Here is a 5,628-nt window from a genome sequence, read left to right on the forward strand (position 1 = left end):
GGCGCCGGCGGCACGTTCGGCGCCGCGAACGACGGCTGCGGCGCGGATGCGGCGGCCGGCTGGAACGCCGGCGCGGGCGGCACGTTCGCGCCGGGCTGCTGCGGCTGATAGGCGTTCGGCGACGGTGCCGATGATGGCGGGAGCGGAACCTGAGGCAGTGGAACGTTGGGATTTGTCATGGCCTTCTCTCCAATCGACTGACATGCGCCGCCGGTCCCGCGACGCACGTGCGTATGCCGGCGGCGACACCGCCTGCCCCTCCCACTCTAGTCCCTATCGGACGCCTTTATTGGACGGATTCCGCTGAAACGCCGCTATATGGTGGAACCGGCGAGGCGTTGGGACGCGACGTAGGTAGGATGGGGGATTGCGCATGTTACATGCGCGTAAACGGATATACGCCGGGGACTCCGGCGGAAATGGCCGCCGGGAGACGGCCACGCACCAGGCAAAGGAGGAACGATGGGTCAGGATCAATCATCGGTATTCGATCTCGCGGCGGTCGCCGCAGCGTCCAACGGAGGGAACAACGACCCGCTGCTGCCTCCCGCACGCTTCATCGGCGACCCGCAGAAGCCGAGCAAGATGCCGTACAACAAGTACGTCGCCTACGACAAGCAGGTGCCGTTCGACTACCCGGAGCGCACCTGGCCGGGCAAGAAGCTCCAGCGCGCGCCCCGCTGGTGCTCCGTCGACCTGCGCGACGGCAACCAGGCGCTCGTCAACCCGATGGACTCCGAGCGCAAGCTGCGCTTCTGGAATCTGCTCGTCTCCATGGGCTTCAAGGAGATCGAGGTGGGCTTCCCGTCCGCCTCCGAAACCGACTTCGACTTCATCCGCATGCTCATCGAGCGTGAGCTGATCCCGGACGACGTCACCATCGTCGTGCTCACCCAGTGCCGCGAGCACCTGATCCGCCGCACCTACGAGGCGCTCAAGGGCGCCAAGCGCGCGGTCGTCCACTTCTACAACTCCGTCTCCGTGCTGCAGCGCGAGGTCGTGTTCCGCAAGAACAAGGCGGAGATCAAGAAGCTCGCCACCGACGCGGCCGAACTGTGCAAGAGCCTTGAGGGCGAGGCCAAGGGCATCGACCTCTACTACGAGTATTCGCCGGAATCGTTCACCGGCACCGAGCCGGAGTACGCCGTCGAGGTGTGCAACGCGGTCATCGACGTCATCAAGCCGACGCCCGAGCATCCGATGATCATCAACCTGCCGGCCACCGTCGAGATGACCACGCCGAACGTGTTCGCCGACGAGGTCGAGTACGTCTCCACGCACCTGCAGGACCGCGACTCCATCGTGCTGTCCCTCCACCCGCACAACGACGAGGGCATGGGCGTGGCCGCCACCGAGCTGGCCGTGCTCGCCGGCGCCGACCGCGTCGAGGGCTGCCTGCTCGGCAACGGCGAGCGCACCGGCAACGTCGACCTCGTCACGCTGGGCCTCAACCTGCTCACGCAGGGCGTCGACCCGCAGATCGACTACTCGAACGTGCCGGAGATCCGCAAGACCGTCGAATACTGCAACCAGATCAAGATCTCCGAGCGCCACCCGTACGCGGGCAACTTCGTGTTCACCGCGTTCTCCGGCTCCCACCAGGACGCCATCAAGAAGGGCCTCGAAGCCCGTCAGGTGGCCGCCGACCGCGCCGGCGCGAACCTCGACGACTTCGTCTGGCTCGTGCCGTACCTGCCAATCGACCCGAAGGACATCGGCCGCACATACGAGGCGATCATCCGCGTCAACTCGCAGTCCGGCAAGGGCGGCATGGCGTACCTGCTCAAGACGAACCACAACCTCGACCTGCCGAAGCGCCTGCAGGTGGAGTTCGACAAGATCGTGCAGAAGTACGCGGACGACACGAAGAAGGAAGTCAAGGACGAGGACATCTGGCGCCTCTTCAAGGACGAGTACCTGCCGGTCGAGCAGTCGGGCATGACCGCCGCCGGCGTGGTCGTCGGCGACACGCACGACTCCACGCTCGCCCCGTGGGGCCGCCTCAAGCTGCTCAAGGTGTCCGTCTCCTCCGGTGAGGACGGCTCCGACACCGTGCTCAAGGCGAAGGTCCTCGACCGCGGCATCAACGTCGGCAAGGACGAGGAGCAGGTGCGCGAGGTCTCCGGCATCGGCAACGGCCCGATCGCCGCGTTCCTCAACGCGCTCGCCAACTTCGGCATCGAAGCCTCCGTGATGGACTACGTGGAGCACACCATGTCCGTCGGCACGGACGCGATGGCCGCCTCCTACGTCGAATGCCAGGTGGGCGAGGATACGAACGCGCAGATCATCTGGGGCGTCGGCATCGACTCCTCGATCATCACGAGCTCGCTCAAGGCGATCATCTCCGCGATCAACCGCGCCAACGCCGGCCGTCGCTGAGACGCGTATCCGCTTCCACTGAAATGGCCCCCTCACGGTGAGTGAGGGGGCCATTCGCGTATAGACGCGGATTGCGTGCTCCCGCTGGCGGGGGCGGGTACCAAGAACCCGGCTGACGTGTGCTCCCGCTGGCGGGAGCTGTCCCGCGAAGCGGGACTGAGGGTGGTTTCGGTCGTTCGCGTTGCGGGGGGCGGGTATGAAAGCGGGGCCCTCGTTGGAGGGCCCCGTCCGTTGCGGTTACTGGCCGGTCGTGCCGGTGCCGGTGTTGCCGCTGGTACCACCGCCGGTGTTGCCGGAGTCGCCGGAACCGCTGTTGCCGTTGTCTCCGGAACCGGAGCCGCCGCTGTTGCCGTTGTCTCCGGAATCACCCGAACCGCCGGAGCCGCTGGAACCGCTGTTGTCGGTCTCGCCGGTCGTGTCGCCGCCGCCGGTCTCGCCGCCGGTCGTCTCGCCGGACTGGCTGTAGCCGGAGCACGCGCTGCTGGACTGCGGGTTCGCGGCGCACTGCTCCTCCAACGTCTGCTCGCTGGTGGTGCTCTTCTTCGTGCTGCTCTTCGCGCCGGTGCCCCACGTGCCGTCGGAGCCGCCGATCTTGCCGGTGTCCTTCGCGGTGGGGAACGTCTCGTTTGTCGTGCCGGCGAGCGCCTGCTTCATGTACTGGGTGAACAGGTGCACCGGATAGTCGGAGCCGCCGGTCCACTGGCCGAACGCGGGAATCTCCTGCGGATTGCCGTTCGCGTCCGGGTACCACATGGCGAACGTGGAGACGACGGACGGCGTGTAGCCGACGAAGCTCGCCGCATACGAGTTGTTCGACGTACCGGACTTGCCGGCGACGTTGTGGCCGATGCCGCGCGCCTCGGTCGCGGTGCCGTACTGGACGACGCCGGTGAGCGCCTTGGTGACGAGGTTCGTGTCGTTCGCGGTGAACACCTGCTCGGTGCCGGTGGGCGCCTGATAGAGGTCCTTGCCCTTGCCGTTCTTCACGCTGGCGACGATGTGCAGGGTCGGTTTCTTGCCCTGGTTGGCGAGCGTCGCGTAGGCGTTGGTCATGTCCTTGACGCTGAGCGCGTTGTTGCCGAGCACGGTGAACGGTTCGGAGCCGTCGAGCGCCTTGTTGGAGACGCCGGCGGTGCGCGCGGTCTGCGCGATCTTCTTCGCGCCGAGCTTGGTCTGCAGATCCATGTACACGGTGTTCGACGACATGGCGGTGGCGCGGTACAGGTTGATGTAGCCCATGTTCTCGCCGCCGAAGTTGCTCACCGTGCTGCTGATGCCGGGGAACGTGCGGTACGAGTTGCCGTTGAACGTGGTGTCGAGGTTGACGCCCGCCTCCACGGTGGCGAGCAGTGCGAACGGCTTCATCGTGGAGCCGACCTCGTACTGGGCCTGCGTGGCGTTGTTGAGCTGTTTGGCGAGATAGTCGTCGCCCGCGTACAGGGAGATGATCGAGCCGTCCTTCGGGTTCGCGCTCATCGCGCCGAACTGCATGCCGTCGGGTACGACGCCCTGCATGCCGTTCTGCGAGGGGCTGACGGTCTGCTGCATGAGATCCTGCTTGGATTTGTCGATCGTGGTGACGATCTTGTAGCCGCCGGTGTCGAGCTCGTCCTTGGTGAACGCCTTGCGGCTTTCCAGCTCGTCCCTCACCATCTGCAGCAGGTAGCCGTTCGGTCCCTTGTAGACGTCGTCGGTGGTGGTCTGCACGGTTTCCGGCATGGCCGCGTCCTTCGCGTCCTTCGCGGTGATGTAGCCGTCTTCGCGCATGATCGTGATGACGCGCTTGAAGCGCTGCTTCGCCATCGTCGGATTGTCGGCCGGATCCCACGTGGAGGGGGCGGGGATGATGCCGGCCAGCGTGGCCGCCTCGGAGAGCGTCAGGTCCTTCGCGTCCTTGTTGTAGTAGGCCTTCGCCGCCGCCTGAATGCCGTAGGCGCCGCGGCCTAGGTAGATCGTGTTGAGATAGTTGCACAGGACCTTGCTCTTGTCCTGCGTCTGCGCGATCTTCAACGCGAGGATCGCCTCGCGCAGCTTGCCGGTGTACGACGTGGTTTCGCCCAGATAGTAGCGTTCCGCGTACTGCTGGGTGATGGTCGAACCGCCCTGACGGGTGCCTTTGGTCACGTTGTTGACGAGCGCGCGTCCGATGCCGCGCAGGTCGATGCCCTTGTCCGTGTAGAACGTGCGGTTCTCCGATGCGACGACCGCGTTGCCCACGTAGTCGGGCAGCACGGCGCAGTCGATGATGTCGCGGTTCTGTTCGGAGAACGTGCCCATCTCCGTGGTGCCGTCGTTGAAGTAGACGGTCGTGTTCTCCGCGAGCGCGATCTTCTCGGGGGAGGGGATCTCCGTGGTGATGTAGAGGTATGCGAACGTGCCGATGCCGGCGGCGAGCCCGAGCGCGATCAGCCCGAGCACCCATTTGAGGACGAGATGCCTGCCGCGTCCCTTGAGTTTCGGCCCCTTGCCGCCCTTGACGCGATGATTGCCGCCCCGGTAATGGCGGGCGGCGGGTTTGCGCTCCGCCGTGCTCCTGACGTGCCCGCGCGCACGCCCTCTGCCGTTACGAGAATGTGAAACCATGAGCACCACCGTAGCCACACGCCCTGAAAAAGGGTGCGTGTAGGACCCGTGTGAACGCTATCCCTGCCGGTTCGTCCTCGGAATCCTCACAAGTGCCGGGTGGTTGTCGGGGCGTGCGTGCGGTACCTCATGCGAATATGAGCGCATATCCGGAGTGGTGCTCGTCCGGGGATGGTGTATAGTGGTGCAAGCCTCCGTACGGCGTTATGTCGCCCAAACCCCCCAGGGCAGGAATGCAGCAAGGGTAAGCGGCCTCTGACGGGTGTGCGGAGGTTTTTTCATACCCATGACGGACCCGGAACGAACCGGCGAGACTGTGGGCTAGTGTGGTGGGCATGAGTGACGAACAGCGACCCACGACCTCCCAAGGCCCGCAGATCCGCGATCCGCATGCGCCGGTGAACCTGCTGCGCGATTTCGAACCGCTGGACGATCTGCCCGGCACGCCAGGCAACGCCGGAACCACATCCGGCACGTCGACCGGCACCCCCATCGGGAGCACCGCCGCATCCCGCACCCCCGCCGCATACGCTCCGTCCGCGTCATCCCCGCTCCGCCCCGGCGTCGCCGACATCGCCGACGTCGCCGACGTCGACGTGTCCGACACACAGGACGGTCTCGACATCTCCGGAACCGCCGGCACGGCCCCCGTGCCCGGCGAGG

General features: G+C 65.9%; 3 protein-coding genes and 1 other RNA gene. 3 read left to right on the forward strand and 1 reads right to left on the reverse strand.

The features are described 5' to 3' along the window. The first annotated feature begins 462 nt into the window (after positions 1 to 462). Positions 463 to 2,382 carry a 2-isopropylmalate synthase gene (gene leuA, locus BSTEL_RS11240; protein ID WP_034530471.1) on the forward strand — a complete coding sequence of 640 codons (1,920 nt, stop codon included), beginning with the start codon at positions 463 to 465 and terminating at the stop codon, positions 2,380 to 2,382. 237 nt (positions 2,383 to 2,619) lie between these two features. Here leuA and BSTEL_RS11245 read toward each other — a convergent pair whose 3' ends face one another. Continuing rightward, the gene (locus BSTEL_RS11245) at positions 2,620 to 4,965 is read right to left on the reverse strand and encodes a transglycosylase domain-containing protein (protein WP_084686305.1); all 2,346 of its coding nucleotides are present in this window, start codon (positions 4,963 to 4,965) and stop codon (positions 2,620 to 2,622) included. 185 nt (positions 4,966 to 5,150) lie between these two features. Here BSTEL_RS11245 and ffs point away from each other — a divergent pair. Beyond that, an RNA gene (gene ffs / locus BSTEL_RS11975) (signal recognition particle sRNA small type) lies at positions 5,151 to 5,247 on the forward strand. 53 nt (positions 5,248 to 5,300) lie between these two features. After that, positions 5,301 to 5,628 (forward strand): hypothetical protein (locus tag BSTEL_RS11250; protein WP_034530472.1); only part of this gene is annotated, 328 nt, incomplete at its 3' end.

The sequence above is a fragment of the Bifidobacterium stellenboschense genome (genome assembly GCF_000741785.1).
GTDB classification, from domain to species: domain Bacteria; phylum Actinomycetota; class Actinomycetes; order Actinomycetales; family Bifidobacteriaceae; genus Bifidobacterium; species Bifidobacterium stellenboschense.